The 15,931-nt window shown below is 54.7% G+C and carries 15 protein-coding genes; 14 read left to right on the top strand and 1 reads right to left on the bottom strand.

Features of this window, described 5'->3' with window-relative positions; all coding sequences use genetic code 11:
• The first annotated feature begins 2 nt into the window (after nt 1-2).
• The 5 genes from lnt (at nt 3) to ACPXSQ_RS01600 (ending at nt 5,219) form a co-directional block, all read left to right on the top strand.
• Nucleotides 3-1,526: an apolipoprotein N-acyltransferase gene (gene lnt, locus ACPXSQ_RS01620; protein WP_042677654.1), complete on the top strand. Its 1,524-nt coding sequence runs from the start codon at nt 3-5 to the stop codon at nt 1,524-1,526.
• Between the two features lie 499 nt (nt 1,527-2,025).
• Entirely contained in the window at nt 2,026-2,922 is an 897-nt protein-coding gene (locus ACPXSQ_RS01615) for an amino acid ABC transporter substrate-binding protein (RefSeq protein WP_013025024.1), read from the top strand.
• 153 nt (nt 2,923-3,075) lie between these two features.
• Nucleotides 3,076-3,816, top strand: a complete 741-nt coding sequence (locus ACPXSQ_RS01610) for an amino acid ABC transporter permease (RefSeq protein WP_013025023.1) — start codon at nt 3,076-3,078, stop codon at nt 3,814-3,816.
• Nucleotides 3,816-4,493: a glutamate/aspartate ABC transporter permease GltK gene (gltK, locus tag ACPXSQ_RS01605; RefSeq protein ID WP_013025022.1), complete on the top strand. Its 678-nt coding sequence runs from the start codon at nt 3,816-3,818 to the stop codon at nt 4,491-4,493. Before ACPXSQ_RS01610 ends, gltK begins: the two co-directional genes overlap by 1 nt.
• Nucleotides 4,494-5,219, top strand: coding sequence for an amino acid ABC transporter ATP-binding protein (locus ACPXSQ_RS01600; protein ID WP_014593170.1), 726 nt, complete (start codon nt 4,494-4,496; stop codon nt 5,217-5,219).
• A 33-nt stretch (nt 5,220-5,252) separates the two neighbouring features.
• On the opposite strand, the gene ACPXSQ_RS01595 is transcribed toward ACPXSQ_RS01600, so the two are convergent.
• Complete coding sequence (locus ACPXSQ_RS01595; protein WP_019106259.1) at nt 5,253-5,735, bottom strand: zinc ribbon-containing protein; 483 nt, start codon at nt 5,733-5,735, stop codon at nt 5,253-5,255.
• Between the two features lie 222 nt (nt 5,736-5,957).
• Here ACPXSQ_RS01595 and leuS point away from each other — a divergent pair, with 222 nt between their 5' ends.
• The 9 genes from leuS to rlpA all read left to right on the top strand — a co-directional run bounded on the left by leuS (nt 5,958) and on the right by rlpA (nt 15,931).
• Entirely contained in the window at nt 5,958-8,540 is a 2,583-nt protein-coding gene (gene leuS, locus ACPXSQ_RS01590) for a leucine--tRNA ligase (protein ID WP_042677651.1), read from the top strand.
• A gap of 14 nt (nt 8,541-8,554) precedes the next feature.
• Nucleotides 8,555-9,154: an LPS assembly lipoprotein LptE gene (gene lptE, locus ACPXSQ_RS01585; protein ID WP_024471154.1), complete on the top strand. Its 600-nt coding sequence runs from the start codon at nt 8,555-8,557 to the stop codon at nt 9,152-9,154.
• A complete protein-coding gene (gene holA, locus ACPXSQ_RS01580) occupies nt 9,151-10,182 on the top strand; it encodes a DNA polymerase III subunit delta (RefSeq protein ID WP_024471155.1) in 1,032 nt (343 codons plus the stop codon). Before lptE ends, holA begins: the two co-directional genes overlap by 4 nt.
• Nucleotides 10,175-10,816: a nicotinate-nucleotide adenylyltransferase gene (gene nadD / locus ACPXSQ_RS01575; protein ID WP_014593165.1), complete on the top strand. Its 642-nt coding sequence runs from the start codon at nt 10,175-10,177 to the stop codon at nt 10,814-10,816. Before holA ends, nadD begins: the two co-directional genes overlap by 8 nt.
• Before the next feature lie 89 nt (nt 10,817-10,905).
• Nucleotides 10,906-11,223 (top strand): ribosome silencing factor, encoded by a 318-nt coding sequence (gene rsfS / locus ACPXSQ_RS01570; protein ID WP_014606314.1) that lies wholly within the window; start codon nt 10,906-10,908, stop codon nt 11,221-11,223.
• Between the two features lie 3 nt (nt 11,224-11,226).
• Entirely contained in the window at nt 11,227-11,697 is a 471-nt protein-coding gene (gene rlmH / locus ACPXSQ_RS01565) for a 23S rRNA (pseudouridine(1915)-N(3))-methyltransferase RlmH (RefSeq protein ID WP_013025014.1), read from the top strand.
• A gap of 34 nt (nt 11,698-11,731) precedes the next feature.
• Nucleotides 11,732-13,636: a peptidoglycan DD-transpeptidase MrdA gene (gene mrdA, locus ACPXSQ_RS01560; protein ID WP_128392272.1), complete on the top strand. Its 1,905-nt coding sequence runs from the start codon at nt 11,732-11,734 to the stop codon at nt 13,634-13,636.
• 8 nt (nt 13,637-13,644) lie between these two features.
• Complete coding sequence (mrdB, locus tag ACPXSQ_RS01555; RefSeq protein WP_024471157.1) at nt 13,645-14,757, top strand: peptidoglycan glycosyltransferase MrdB; 1,113 nt, start codon at nt 13,645-13,647, stop codon at nt 14,755-14,757.
• Nucleotides 14,758-14,767: 10 nt separating this feature from the next.
• On the top strand, nt 14,768-15,931 hold the full coding sequence (gene rlpA, locus ACPXSQ_RS01550; RefSeq protein ID WP_210453594.1) for an endolytic peptidoglycan transglycosylase RlpA: 1,164 nt from the start codon (nt 14,768-14,770) through the stop codon (nt 15,929-15,931).

The following is a 15,931-nucleotide window of genomic DNA, read 5'->3' as shown; positions in this document are numbered from 1 at the left end:
CTATGGCATTAGCCTCACTTTACCAGCAGCAGCGGGTCCGTCTGCTGCTGGCTTTACTCAGCGGTGCCTGCGGCACGCTGGCGTTTTCCCCCTATGATTTTTGGCCTGCTGCCCTCGTCTCGCTGTGTGGGTTGCAAATCCTTACGTTAAACCGCACCAGCCCGCAGGCCAGCGCCATAGGTTTCATCTGGGGGTTTGGCCTTTTTGGCAGCGGGATTAACTGGGTCTATGTCAGTATCGCTACCTTTGGCGGAATGCCAGGCCCGGTTAACGTATTCCTGGTCGTTTTGCTCGCGGCTTATCTGGCCGTTTATCCGGCGCTGTTTGCCGGACTGCTCAACCGCATTTGGCCGCGAACTACCCTGTGGCGACTGGCCCTGGCCGCGCCGGCGCTGTGGCAGATCACCGAATTTTTACGCGGCTGGATATTAACCGGCTTTCCGTGGCTGCAGTTTGGCTATAGCCAGATTAACGGCCCGTTAAAAGGGATTGCGCCCCTCGCCGGTGTGGAAACCATCACCTTCCTGCTGATGATCGTTGCGGGCTTACTGGTTTATGCTCTGCAGCAACGCCATCTTAAAAGCCTGCTGGGCGCGTTAGCATTACTGGCGGTATGCTGGCCGTTACGCTATCTGCACTGGTATCAGGCGCTGCCGAAGCAGGCGGTAAACGTGGCACTGGTACAGGGTGATATTCCCCAGTCAGTGAAGTGGGATCCGCAGCAACTGCTAAATACCCTGCGCATCTACAGCGATTTGAGTCAGCCGCTGATGGGCAAAGCCCCCATTATTATCTGGCCTGAGTCGGCCATTACCGATCTGGAAAGCAACCAGCAGCCTTTTCTGCGTTCGCTGGATAATGAACTGCGCGCGCGCGGCAGCTCGCTGGTAACCGGCATCGTCGATTCACGGCTGGAACAGAATCGTTACCACGACTACAACACGGTCATCGTGCTGGGCGGCCCGAAACCCTATAACTACTACAGCACTAACCGCTACCAAAAAAACCACCTGGTACCGTTTGGGGAATTCGTGCCCATGGCCGATCTGCTGCGTCCGCTGGCCCCTTTCTTTGATTTGCCGATGTCCGCCTTTAGCCGCGGCGCTTATCTGCAACCTCAGCTTAATGTGGCGAATTATCATCTGACCACGGCCATTTGCTATGAGATCGTGTTGGGTGAACAGGTGCGCGCCAACTTCCGTCCGGATACCAATTTCCTGTTAACCGTTTCTAACGATGCCTGGTTTGGTCACTCGATTGGCCCCTGGCAGCATTTCCAGATGGCGCGTATGCGAGCGCTGGAGCTGGGCAGGCCACTTCTGCGCGGCACTAACAACGGCGTAACGGCCGTGGTGAATGCCGATGGCGATGTGGAGAAAGTGCTGCCCCAGTTCACCCGGGATGTTTTAGTGGATAACGTGACGCCCACCCGCGGTGAAACGCCCTATTCTAAAGCCGGCATCTGGCCGGTGTGGTTGGCCGCGCTGCTGAGCGGCGTCATTGCCTTTATCAGGCGTAACCGCTAATCCTCTGCGGCGAAGCGCTGTTTCGCCGCCTCTTCTTCTGTCTGCCTCTGCCTCTGCCTCTGCCTCTGCCTCTGCCTCTGCCTCTGCCTCTGCCTCTGCCTCTGCCTCTGCCTCTGCCTCTGCCTCTGCCTCTGCCTCTGCCTCTGCCTCTGCAGTAAAACGGCCATTTCACCCAATTGTCATTATGTTTTGGCACGATGATTGCAAAATGTTTCTGTATTCATCGACATTCGGGCCAGTTAACGGACGAGACGCACTAAAAAGAGTCCAGATGCGCACCTTTTACGTGCAATGGCGATTATTTGCCTTTTTTTGGTGCGAATGACATCGCAAAAAAGAAACTTTTTTGTTTCATTGAGTTAACAATCCGCTATGTTAGTGAATATTCTTAGCGCAGTCGCGCGAAGGGATAACAAAAAAAGCAGCGCAAAATACACACAACATCACACAATCAGTACAGGGTAGATCCTGTGCACTTTCCACATGAAGGAGTTGGAACATGCAATTACGCAAAGTGGCATTATCTCTTCTGCTGTTAAGCGCAGCGGCGGGAGCGGCCCAGGCGGAAGATCTGAGCGGTACCCTGAAGAAAATCAATGACAATGGCGTCATTGTCATCGGGCATCGTGAATCATCAGTTCCCTTTTCTTATTACGACAACCAGCAAAAAGTCGTTGGCTATTCTCAGGCGTATTCAAACGCTATCGCAGAAGCCATTAAAGCCAAGTTAAATAAGCCCGATCTGCAAATCAAAATGATCCCGATCACCTCACAAAACCGTATTCCCCTGCTGCAAAACGGCACATACGATTACGAATGTGGCTCTACCACTAACAACCTTGAGCGCCAGAAACAGGCGGCGTTCTCCGATACCATTTTTGTTATCGGCACCCGTTTGCTGGTTAAGAAAGGCAGCCCGATCAAAGATTTTGACGATTTGAAAGGCAAAACCGTTGTAGTGACCTCGGGTACCACGTCAGAAGTGCTGCTGCACAAACTGAACGACGAGAAAAAGATGGATATGCGCATCATCAGCGCCAAAGACCATGGTGATTCATTCCGCACGCTGGAAACCGGTCGCGCCGTGGCCTTTATGATGGATGATGCCCTGCTGGCAGGCGAACGCGCCAAAGCGAAAAAGCCGGATGACTGGGTCATCATCGGTACGCCACAGTCTAAAGAAGCCTATGGCTGTATGCTGCGTAAAGACGATCCGCAGTTCAAAGCCCTGGTCGATGACACCATTGCCAAAGCCCAGACCTCCGGTCAGGCAGAGAAATGGTTCGACACCTGGTTTAAACAGCCTATTCCGCCAAAAAACCTGAACATGAACTTTGAACTGTCTGACGACATGAAAACACTGTTCAAAACGCCGAATGACAAGGCACTGAATTAACAACGATAACAAGGGCGGCCTCGTCGCCCTCTCGATTGCTGAAACCGCGGCGTGGACAGACAGCCTGAACGGGTCGTTCCCCCGAATCAGGCGAAATTAGCCGCTCATCAATCTTCAGGGTAGCTCTGCTACCCTTTTTTACCGGAGCTCGTTATGGGTATCGATTGGAACTGGGGCATATTTCTCGAACAGGCCCCGTTCGGTAATACCACCTATCTCGGCTGGCTGTGGTCCGGTTTTCAGGTGACGATTGCCGTCTCCTGTTGTGCCTGGATTATTGCTTTCTGTGTGGGTTCATTTTTCGGCATTCTGCGTACTGTGCCTAATCGTCTGTTATCAACGATAGGAACCTGCTATGTCGAACTGTTTCGTAATATCCCCCTGATTGTTCAGTTCTTCTTCTGGTATCTGGTTGCGCCAGAGTTGGTAGGACAGGATCTGGGGATGTGGTTTAAGTCGGAGCTGGATCCCAATCTGCAATTCTTTATCTCCTCTGTTGTCTGTCTGGGACTGTTCACCGCTGCCCGTGTGTGCGAGCAGGTGCGTGCAGCCATTCAGTCTTTACCGCGTGGACAAAAGAATGCCGGGCTGGCCATGGGGCTGACGCTGCCCCAAACCTATCGCTATGTGCTGTTGCCCAATGCTTACCGGGTAATCGTGCCGCCAATGACGTCAGAAATGCTTAATCTGGTGAAAAACTCGGCTATTGCCTCGACGATCGGCCTGGTTGATATGGCGGCTCAGGCCGGCAAACTGCTGGACTATTCCTCGCACGCCTACGAATCCTTTACGGCGATTACCCTGGCTTACGTGGGAATTAACCTGGTGATTATGGTACTGATGGGCCTGGTCGAACGCAAAGTGCGCCTGCCTGGCAACGTGGGAGGCAAATAATGTACGCATTTGACTGGAGTTCGATTCCTCCCAGCCTGCCTTATCTGTTCAGTGGCCTGATGATCACCTTTAAGATCACCCTGACGGCCGTTGTGTTTGGCATCCTGTGGGGCACCCTGCTGGCGGTGATGCGCCTGTCCACTTTTAAACCTGTCAGTTGGTTTGCCAAACTGTATGTCAACCTGTTCCGCTCAGTGCCGCTGGTGATGGTGCTGCTGTGGTTTTATCTGGTCGTTCCCAGCTTTTTACAGCAGGTGCTGGGGATTTCGCCCAAGACCGACATCCGCCTGATCTCAGCAATGGTGGCCTTTTCCCTGTTTGAAGCCGCCTACTATTCTGAAATCATTCGTGCCGGGATTATCAGTATCGCGCGTGGGCAGTCCAGCGCTGCGCTGGCGCTGGGAATGACGCAGTGGCAGTCGATGAGGCTGGTTATTCTTCCTCAGGCGTTTCGCGCCATGGTGCCGCTGTTACTGACGCAGGGCATCGTCCTGTTTCAGGATACCTCGCTGGTTTATGTATTGAGTCTGGCTGACTTCTTCCGTACCGCTTCCACTATTGGCGAGCGTGACGGCACCCAGGTAGAAATGATTTTGTTTGCTGGTCTGGTCTACTTTGTGATCAGCCTGAGCGCGTCGCTGTTGGTCAGCTATCTAAAAAGAAAAAGGACGGTTTAAATGATTAACCTGAAAAACGTTTCCAAGTGGTATGGTCAATTTCAGGTGCTGACCGACTGCTCTACCGAGGTTCAGACCGGTGAAGTGGTGGTGGTATGTGGACCGTCAGGTTCCGGCAAATCAACCCTGATTAAAACCGTCAATGGCCTGGAGCCGATCCAGCAGGGCAGCATTACGGTAAACGGCACAGAGGTAAACAATAAAAAAACCAATCTGGCCACGCTGCGCAGCAAAGTCGGCATGGTGTTTCAGCATTTCGAACTGTTTCCTCACCTGAGCATTATCGACAATCTGGTACTGGCGCAGGTCAAAGTGCTGAAGCGTGATAAAACCGCCGCCCGTGATAAAGGCCTCAAGCTTCTGACTCGCGTCGGTCTGTCTGCCCATGCGGAAAAGTTTCCCGGTCAGCTCTCTGGCGGTCAGCAGCAGCGTGTCGCCATCGCGCGTGCGCTGTGCATGGATCCCATTGCCATGTTGTTCGATGAACCCACATCGGCGCTCGATCCTGAAATGATCAACGAAGTGCTGGACGTGATGGTGGAACTGGCGCAGGAAGGCATGACCATGATGGTTGTTACGCACGAAATGGGCTTTGCCCGTAAGGTAGCCAACCGGGTCATCTTTATGGATGAAGGCAAAATTATCGAAGACACGAATAAAGACGACTTCTTTAATAATCCGCAGTCAGAACGGGCGAAGGATTTCCTGGCAAAAATTCTGCACTAAAAAACAGGCGGGCACCCTGCCCGCCTGCTTCTTTTACGGCTCAAAAGGCTGACGATAAAACTGATCGTGGTGACATTCCGGGCAGCGCGACAGGGTTTCTGGCGTATAAATCGCCCGGGTAAAATGGCATTTTTCGCAGACCAGGTTGCCCAGGCCCACCACCTCACCACTTTGGTAAACGCCGTGGTGTTGCAAATCCTGAAAGACTTCCCGCCATTCCAGCTGACTTTTATCGGTGATGTCCGCCAGCTCTTTCCAGATGCTTTCCCGGATCACGCGCATAAAGACCGAGTCCGCCACCGGTTCTTCTGCTTCGGCATAGTTACGACCAAACTCCGCCAAATCGCGGCGCACCGACGCCAGCGCCCGATCGATTTCGTCCGGTGTCAGATCGGAGTGCGCACGTAAATGACGGCGTCTATCTTCTACCAGCGTATCCAGATCGCGATCGCCGTGGCGAAGACGTTCGGTTAATACCGCCAACGACTCATGATACTCCTGTGCCACTTTATTCATTTTATTCTCCTTTTTGCGCTCGGTACCTGTACTAAGTTTAGCTACTTTGTCACATTTGCCCGGTTCCCTGGGTAAGGAATGGTAAAAGAGTGAAAGCACTGACGCTTTGACGATAAATCGCCTCTGCAAAAGTGGGAAGTGTTGTTGATGCGCGGCCTTATGGGTATGCTATGCGGATCGTAAAGTCAGCAAAGTGTCATCTATTAAGGACCACAGGCAGCCATGCAAGAGCAATACCGCCCGGAAGAGATTGAATCCCGCGTTCAGCAGCAGTGGGATGAAAACGAAACGTTTAAAGTGACTGAGCAGGAAGGCAAAGAGAAATATTATTGCCTGTCCATGTTGCCCTATCCTTCTGGCCGCCTTCATATGGGTCACGTTCGTAACTACACCATCGGCGACGTCATCGCGCGTTATCAGCGCATGCTCGGCAAAAATGTGCTGCAGCCTATCGGTTGGGATGCGTTCGGTCTGCCTGCGGAAGGCGCGGCGGTAAAAAACAACACCGCGCCCGCCCCCTGGACTTATGACAACATCGCGTATATGAAAAACCAGCTTAAACTGCTGGGCTTTGGCTATGACTGGAGCCGCGAACTGGCGACCTGTCAGCCAGAGTATTACCGCTGGGAACAGTGGTTCTTTACCAAACTCTATGAGAAAGGCCTGGTTTACAAAAAAACCTCGGCGGTGAACTGGTGCCCGAACGACCAGACGGTACTGGCCAATGAGCAGGTTATTGACGGCTGCTGCTGGCGCTGTGACACCAAAGTTGAGCGTAAAGAGATCCCACAGTGGTTTATCAAAATCACCGATTACGCCGAAGAGCTGTTAAACGATCTGGATACGCTGGAAGAGTGGCCTGAGCAGGTCAAAACCATGCAGCGTAACTGGATCGGCCGCTCTGAAGGGGTGGAAATCACCTTTGACGTGGCGGACAGCCCTGAGAAAGTCACGGTTTATACCACGCGTCCAGATACCTTCTACGGCGCGACCTATGTCGCCGTGGCCGCCGGTCATCCGCTGGCGCTGCAGGCGGCTGCCAGCAATCCTGCCCTCGCTGACTTTATTGCCGAATGCCGCAATACCAAAGTGGCCGAAGCCGATATGGCCACCATGGAAAAGAAAGGCATGGCCACTGGCCTGTCTGCGGTGCACCCGTTAACAGGTGAGGCTGTTCCTGTCTGGGTCGCGAACTTTGTGCTGATGGAGTACGGCACGGGTGCCGTGATGGCGGTTCCGGCACATGACCAGCGTGACTGGGAGTTTGCCACGAAATACGATCTGCCGATCAAGCCGGTGATCCTGAACCTGGACGGCAGCGAGCCGGACGTAAGCACTGGCGCGATGACCGATAAAGGTACGCTGTTTAACTCCGCAGAGTGCAGCGGTCTGGATCACAGTGCCGGTTTCAACGCCATTGCGGATGCGCTGGCGGCGAAAGGTGTTGGCGTACGTAAAGTCAATTATCGCCTTCGCGACTGGGGTGTTTCCCGTCAGCGCTACTGGGGCGCGCCCATTCCGATGGTGACGCTGGAAGATGGCACCGTGATGCCCACGCCAGAAGATCAGCTTCCGGTTATCCTGCCTGAAGATGTGGTCATGGACGGCATCACCAGCCCGATTAAGGCCGATCCCGAGTGGGCAAAGACCACCGTGAACGGTCAGCCGGCCCTGCGCGAAACCGATACCTTTGACACCTTCATGGAGTCTTCATGGTATTACGCACGCTACACCTGTGCGGACTATAAAGATGGCATGCTGGACCCGGCTGCAGCGAACTACTGGCTGCCAGTGGATCAGTATGTGGGCGGTATCGAACACGCCATCATGCACCTGATGTATTTCCGTTTCTTCCATAAGCTGCTGCGCGATGCCGGCCTGGTAAACTCGAATGAGCCTGCCAAACGTCTGCTGTGTCAGGGCATGGTATTGGCGGATGCATTCTACTATCTGGGCGTCAACGGCGAACGTAACTGGGTTTCCCCGGTGGATGTCACCGTCGAGCGTGATGAGAAAGGCCGCATTACCAAAGCCGTGGACACCCAGGGCCGTGAGGTGATCTACGCAGGCATGAGCAAAATGTCGAAGTCGAAAAACAACGGCATTGACCCACAGTTGATGGTTGAGCGCTACGGTGCCGATACCGTACGTCTGTTTATGATGTTTGCCTCACCGGCCGACATGACGCTGGAGTGGCAGGAATCCGGTGTTGAAGGCGCGAACCGTTTCCTGAAGCGCGTCTGGAAACTGGCCTATGACCATTCACAGAAAGGCGCGACTGTCGCTCTGGACGTTGCCAGCCTGAACGATGATCAGAAAGGCTTACGTCGCGATCTGCATAAAACTATTGCCAAAGTGTCCGACGATATCGGCCGCCGTCAGACCTTTAACACCGCGATTGCCGCCGTGATGGAACTGATGAACAAGCTGACGCGTGCACCCCAGGACAGCGAACAGGATCGTGCACTGATGCAGGAAGCGTTACTCGCCGTGACGCGTTTACTGTATCCGTTCACGCCTCATGCCTGCTTCGTACTGTGGCAAACGCTGGGCGGCCAAGGCACCATCGACAATGCAGAATGGCCGGTTGCCGATGACGCCGCGATGGTTGAGGACGCCTTATTGGTTGTCGTGCAGGTTAACGGTAAAGTCCGTGGTAAAATTACCGTGGCAGCCGATGCTACCCAGGAACAGGTTCAGGCTCGTGCGGCTGAGGAACCATTAGTGGCGAAATACCTTGATGGTGTTAGCATTCGTAAAGTCATTTATGTACCGGGCAAACTGCTTAACCTGGTTGTGGGTTAAGTTCAGGAGGAACTGTGCGACATCCGATTATCAGGTTGTTTGTCATGCTGGCGGTGGTGATCACCGCCGGCTGTGGTTTTCATCCGCGCGGCACCACTCAGGTGCCAACCGAACTGAGAACGCTGATTTTAGACAGTGGTGACCCTTATGGCCCGCTGATGCGTACCGTGCGACAGCAGCTGCGGATTAACAACGTCAATATTGTTGAGGCGACGCAGAAAAACAGCCTGACCGTCCCGACGATGCGTCTTGGTGGAGAAGCACAAAGCCGTAGTACCGCATCCGTATTTATCAGCGGTACCACAGCGGAGTATCAGCTGACGATGTCGGTTTCTGCTCAGGTGCTGCTCCCAAATAAAGGGATCTATCCGATCAGCGCAACCGTCTACCGCTCGTTCTTTGATAACCCGAACGCGGCGCTGGCGAAAGATGCTGAGCAGGACATGATTATGCAGGAGATGCGTCAGCGCGCGGCCGAACAGCTGGTTCGTAAGCTGCTTACCGTGCATGCCGCGCAGATGGAAAATCAGCAGATGCCCTCTACATCGACGGTTTCAAAAGCGGTTCAGCCTGCTGCCGGGGTCTCTTCCTCTGCGGCAACCATGTCGAAATGATCAGGATTTATCCGGAACAACTCAGCGCGCAGCTCCGTGAGGGGCTGCGCGCCTGTTATTTATTAACCGGTAATGAACCCTTGCTGTTGCAGGAAAGTGCAGATGCGATTCGGGCCAGTGCCCTGGCACAGGGCTTTGAAGAACATCTGAGTTTTACACTGGATGCGCAGACCGACTGGGACAGCCTGTTTATGAGCTGCCAGTCGCTGAGCCTGTTTGCCCAGCATCAAACGTTAACGTTGCAGTTCCCGGAAAATGGCCCTAACGCGGCGATTGCCGAGCAGTTGATCAAGCTGGCCCCGCTGCTTCACGCCGATATTTTGCTGATTTGCCGAATGGCGAAGCTCAGTAAAGCCCAGGAAAACAGCGCCTGGTTTAAAGCGCTTTCCGCTCATGCCGTGCTGGTCCCCTGCCAGACACCCGAACAGGCTCAGCTCCCCCGCTGGGTTGTCAGCCGAGCAAAAACCCTCAAGCTCGATATCGATGATGCGGCCGTCCAGCTGTTGTGTTACTGCTATGAAGGTAATCTGCTGGCTCTGGCCCAGGCGCTTGAACGGCTGTCACTGCAATGGCCCGATGGCAAACTGACCCTGCCGCGCGTTGAAGCCGCCGTCAGCGATGCCGCTCACTTCACGCCCTACCACTGGGTGGATGCGCTACTCGGCGGCAAAAGCCGCCGCGCGTTGCACATCCTGCAGCAGTTAGAAAGAGAAGAGAGCGAAGTGGCGATATTGCTCCGCACCCTGCAGCGCGATTTGATGACCCTGCTGCATCTGCAACGGCATCAGTCGCAACAGCCGCTGCGTACGCTAATGGATCAGCAGCGTATCTGGCAAAACCGTCGCAACCTGTTTACGGAAGCACTTCAGCGCCTTGACGCCTCCAGGCTACAGCAGGCCATTCATCTGTTGATGCAAATCGAACTTACTCTAAAGCAGGATTATGGTCAGTCGGTCTGGCCGCAGTTGCAGACGCTGTCGATGTTGATTGCCAATCGCGCTTTCCCTGCGAGCCTCGCCCATGTCTGATTTACACGCGCTGTTTGGCGGTACCTTCGATCCTGTGCATTTTGGTCATCTGCGCCCGGTGGAAACGCTGGCCGGGCAAATTGGCCTGTCGAGGATCACACTGCTGCCCAATAATGTGCCGCCGCACCGGCCCCAACCAGAGGCCAGTCCGCAGCAGCGGGTTGAAATGCTCGAGTGCGCTATTCGCGATTTGCCGCTTTTTGACATCGACACGCGGGAATTACAACGTGATACGCCCTCGTGGACGGTCGATACCTTAGAAGCGCTGCGTGCCGAACGGGGTGAACAACCTCTAGGTTTTATTATTGGTCAGGATTCTCTGCTGTCGCTGGAAAAATGGCATCGCTGGCAGGAGCTGCTTAGCCTGTGCCATCTTTTGGTCTGCAAGCGACCGGGCTATCCGACGGAAATGGCGTCTCCAGCAATGCAACGCTGGCTGGACAGCCATGTAACACAAGACAGCCAGCAGCTTCACCAACGTCCTGCAGGGGCGATCTGGCTGGCGGAAACCCCGCTTTATGCGATATCGGCCACCGAGATCAGACAGCGCCGCCATCAGCACCTCGCCTGCGACGATTTATTGCCCGCCTCTGTGATAACCTACATCGACCGCGCCGGCTTATATCGCGACTGATATGGGCGTGATATACTGCGCCGCTAAATTTTTTGGCTGTCTTCCGGGTTTCAGCCAGCCCGCTATCACCAGTTTTGAAGGGGAACCTTTTGCAAGGTAAAGCACTCCAAGAGTTCGTTGTTGATAAGATTGATGATTTGAAAGGCCAGAACATCGTGACTCTCGACGTTCAGGGCAAATCGAGCATCACTGATTTCATGATCATTTGTACCGGTACCTCAACGCGCCACGTGACCTCTATCGCGGAACACGTCGAGCAGGAATCCCGTGCCGCCGGCCTGATGCCGCTGGGCGTGGAAGGTAAAGCCGCCGCTGACTGGGTCGTTGTGGATTTGGGCGAAGTGATCGTGCACGTCATGCAGGAAGAGAGCCGTCAGTTGTATGAACTGGAAAAGCTCTGGGGTTAAGCGGTGAAATTGCAGCTTGTTGCCGTCGGCACCAAAATGCCTGACTGGGTTCAGACCGGTTTTATGGAATACCTGCGTCGGTTTCCCAAAGACATGCCGTTTGAGTTAACGGAAGTCCCTGCGGGGAAACGCGGGAAAAATGCCGACATCAAACGCATTCTGGAAAAGGAAGGCGAAGCGATGCTGGCAGCGACAGGTAAAGGCAACCGCATTGTGACGCTGGATATCCCCGGACAACCCTGGGAAACCCCACAGCTGGCGCAGCAGCTGGAACGCTGGAAGCAGGATGGCCGTGACGTCAGCCTGTTGATTGGCGGGCCTGAAGGATTAGCGCCGGCCTGTAAAGCGGCGGCGGAACAAAGCTGGTCTCTCTCAACGTTAACGTTGCCTCATCCGCTGGTGCGCGTGCTGGTTGCAGAGAGCCTCTATCGTGCATGGAGCATTACGACAAATCATCCTTATCATCGTGAATAACCGATAAGCTCACTCCAGACATTACAAGTAGCGGATGAAATTACAAAGCAACGCCTTTCGCGATTACAGCGCCGAACAAAAAGTCTTTGTCCGCAGGGCTTTTATCGCTTTTGTCGGCATCTTACTGCTCTCCTCCGTGCTGGTGGTTAATCTCTATCACCTGCAGATTTTACGTTTCGACGACTACAGTACCCGGTCAAATGAAAACCGCATTAAGCTGGTGCCGGTCGCGCCCAGCCGCGGCATTATTTATGACCGTACCGGCACGCCGCTGGCCCTGAACCGTACGATTTATCAGGCAGAACTGGTGCCGGAAAAGGTCGACGATTTAAAACAAACGCTGCAAAACTTACGCCCGGTGCTCGAACTCACCGATGACGATATTGAGGCGTTTGAAAAAGAGCGTAAGCGCTCACGTCGCTTTACCTCTATCCCGGTAAAAACCGGCCTTAATGAGGTGCAGGTTGCACGCTTTGCCGTGAACCAGTACCGCTTTCCCGGCGTGGAAGTCAAAGGCTACCAGCGCCGCTACTATCCCTTTGGGCAAACCCTGACCCACGTTGTGGGCTACGTATCGAAAATCAACGATCGGGATGTGGCGCGTCTGGACAAAGAAGGTAAATGGCCAAACTATGCGGCTACGCACGATATCGGTAAACTCGGTATCGAAGCCTATTACGAAGACCTGCTTCACGGTAAAACCGGTTATGAAGAGGTTGAGGTAAACAACCGTGGCCGGGTTATTCGTCAGTTGCACGAGCAATCCCCGCAGGCCGGGCGCGATATCTATCTGACCATTGATCTGAAACTGCAGCAGTACATCGAAACGCTGTTAGCCGGCAGTCGTGCCGCAGTGGTGGTCAGCGATCCCCGCACCGGAGAAATTCTGGCCATGGTGTCCACGCCCAGTTACGATCCGAACCTGTTTGTTGACGGAATTTCCAGCAAAGACTATCGCGGATTACTGAGCGATGAAAACCGTCCACTGTATAACCGCGCTATTCAGGCCGCCTATCCGCCAGCCTCAACGGTCAAACCCTATGTCGCCGTTTCCGCGCTCAGCGCAGGCGTTATCAACCGAAATACCAGCCTGTTCGATCCCGGCTGGTGGCAACTGCCCGGCTCTGAAAAACGCTATCGCGACTGGAAAAAGTGGGGCCACGGTCGTCTGAACGTCACCAGGTCGCTGGAAGAGTCTGCGGACACCTTCTTTTATCAGGTCGCCTATGACATGGGCATCGATCGCCTGTCGGAGTGGATGACCAAATTCGGCTACGGTGAACGTACGGGCATTGATTTACCCCAGGAGAGCGCGGGTAACATGCCGACGCGTGACTGGAAAATGCGCCGCTTTAAAAAGCCCTGGTATCAGGGTGACACCATTCCTGTTGGTATCGGTCAGGGCTACTGGACGGCAACACCATTGCAGATGAACAAAGCGATGATGATCCTCATCAACGACGGGGTTATCAAAGTGCCGCATATGCTGCGCGCCACGCGCGAAGGCCGCACCCTGGTGCCTTATCGTCAACCGCCTTTCCAGCCGATAGGCGATATCCACTCGGGGTACTGGGAAATTGCCAAAGACGGGATGTATGGCGTGGCCAATCGCCCCAATGGTACGGCTCACAAGAGCTTTGCCGATGCGCCATACAAAATTGCCGCGAAATCGGGTACGGCTCAGGTCTTCGGTCTGAAAGAGAACGAAACCTATAACGCACACAAAATCGCAGAACGCCTGCGTGACCACAAGCTGATGACCGCGTTTGCCCCTTACGATAAACCGCGTGTCGCCGTGACCATGATTCTGGAAAACGGCGGAGCCGGACCCGCCGTAGGCACGGTAATGCGTCAGATACTGGATCACATCATGTTAGGTGACAATAATACTGTCCTGCCGGATGCGGCCCCCACACCGCCAGGCTACGAAGGTGAATAATCATGTCGATGAATGACAGCCCGCAGAAGCGGTCAATATGGATGCGCATGCATATTGATCCGCTATTTATGCTGATTATCCTCGCGCTACTGACCTTTAGCGCCATTGTTATCTGGAGCGCCAGCGGGCAGGATCCTGGCATGATGGAGCGTAAGCTCGGCCAGATCGCTATGGGGCTGATCATTATGCTGGTGCTCGCCCAGGTCCCGCCCCGGGTATACGAAGGCTGGGCGCCTTACCTGTATATTGTCAGTGTCATCCTGCTCGTCGCCGTGGATGCCTTTGGCCAAATCAGTAAAGGGGCGCAGCGTTGGCTGGACCTGGGTTTTATCCGCTTCCAGCCCTCTGAGATCGCTAAAATCGCCGTTCCTTTAATGGTCGCGCGCTTTATCAACCGCGACGTGTGCCCACCGACCCTGAAAAACACCGCCATCGCTCTGGTGCTGATTTTCCTTCCTACATTGTTAGTGGCCGCGCAGCCTGACCTCGGAACCTCGATTCTGGTCGCGGCCTCGGGATTATTTGTGCTGTTCCTCTCTGGCATGAGCTGGAAGCTGATTGGTATCGCCGTCCTGTTGGTTGCGGCCTTTATCCCCATATTGTGGTTCTTCCTGATGCATGACTATCAGCGAGACCGCGTGATGATGCTGCTCGATCCCGAAAGCGATCCGCTTGGCGCGGGTTACCACATCATTCAGTCTAAAATCGCTATTGGCTCTGGCGGACTGCGCGGTAAAGGCTGGCTGCATGGTACGCAATCACAGCTGGAGTTCTTACCGGAGCGTCACACCGACTTCATTTTCGCCGTGCTGGCAGAAGAGCTGGGACTGGTGGGCGTGCTGTTGCTGCTGGTGCTGTACCTGCTGTTGATTATGCGTGGACTCATCGTGGCTGCCCGTGCGCAAACCACCTTTGGCCGGGTGATGGCCGGGGGTTTAATGTTGATTTTATTCGTCTATGTTTTCGTTAACATTGGCATGGTTAGTGGTATCTTACCGGTGGTTGGCGTTCCGTTGCCGCTGGTCAGCTATGGCGGCTCGGCGCTTATTGTGCTTATGGCGGGATTTGGCATCGTAATGTCGATCCACACACACCGAAAAATGTTATCTAAAAGTGTTTAAGAGGTCGCAGATGCGTAAGGACTGGCTTGGCGTTGTATTGGCTTCAATGGTTTTAGCTGCATGTTCTACCCAGGAACCGCAACAACAAAGTGCGCCACCCCAGCCTGCCTATAACGGCCCGGTGGTAGAGATTCCTGGCGTTGAGCCTCGTTATGAGCCGGTCAATCCGTCGACCAATCAGGACTACAGCGTCAACGGTAAAAACTACCGTATCATCAAAAATCCGGCCAACTACAGTGAAGTGGGGCTGGCCGCCTGGTACGGTGAGGAAGCCCAGGGTAATCGTACTGCGACGGGCGAGACCTTTGATCCCGATGCCCTGACGGCTGCCCATCCAACGCTGCCCCTGCCCAGCTACGTTCGCGTGACAAACCTGGCAAACGGCCGCCAGATTGTGGTGCGGGTTAACGATCGCGGCCCGTATACGCCGGGACGCATTATCGATCTGTCCCGTGCGGCAGGTGACCGCCTGAATATCTCCAACAATTCCCGCGTGCGGGTTGATTACATCAGTGTCGCACCGGATGGCACGCTTTCCGGGCCCGGCACCATCGGCACCGTGGTCGCGAAACAGAGCTATGCCCTGCCTGCGCGTCCGGACCTGAACGGTCCGGTCATGAGCAGCCCACAAGGCATGAGCGGTGGCAGTCAACCCATCATGAACGGTAGCAGCCAGCCGCAGACCGCCCCGGCGGCTGAACCCGAGGCTCAGGATATTTCACCCGTCAGCAATGCGACACTGCAAAGCAATAATGCTATGGGCGCACCGGTGCAAAGTAGCGGCTTCCTGGGCGCGCCGCAGCCGTTACCCAGCGGCGTGCTGGAAAGCAGTGAGCCCGCTGCCAGCCCCCCTGTCGCAGCCGCGCCTGTTGCCGCTGCGCAGGTTGCGGCCAGTGCCGCCGCATCATCCCGCCAGCCCGCCGCCAGTCAGAGTGCCTCATCCCTTTCAGGCTATGTCGTTCAGGTGAGTGCCATTAATGATGCAGCACGTGCCCGGCAGTTAGTTAACAGTTTACGCCAGCGCTTTGGCGTTCCTGGCGCTGTGGAAAACGCAGGCAATGTGTACCGCGTGCAGCTTGGTGGTTATAAAACCCGTGCAGAAGCCGTGGCCTTACAGCAACGGCTGAGCAGCGAAGGCCAGAGTGCAGCCTTCGTTACCACCGCAGGTCGTTAA

Origin of the sequence: Pantoea sp. EEL5, assembly GCF_049892805.1 — a bacterium.
In the GTDB taxonomy this organism is placed as follows: domain Bacteria; phylum Pseudomonadota; class Gammaproteobacteria; order Enterobacterales; family Enterobacteriaceae; genus Pantoea; species Pantoea ananatis.
Note: the sequence above shows the minus strand (reverse complement) of the source record. Positions and strands in the feature narration are given on the sequence as shown.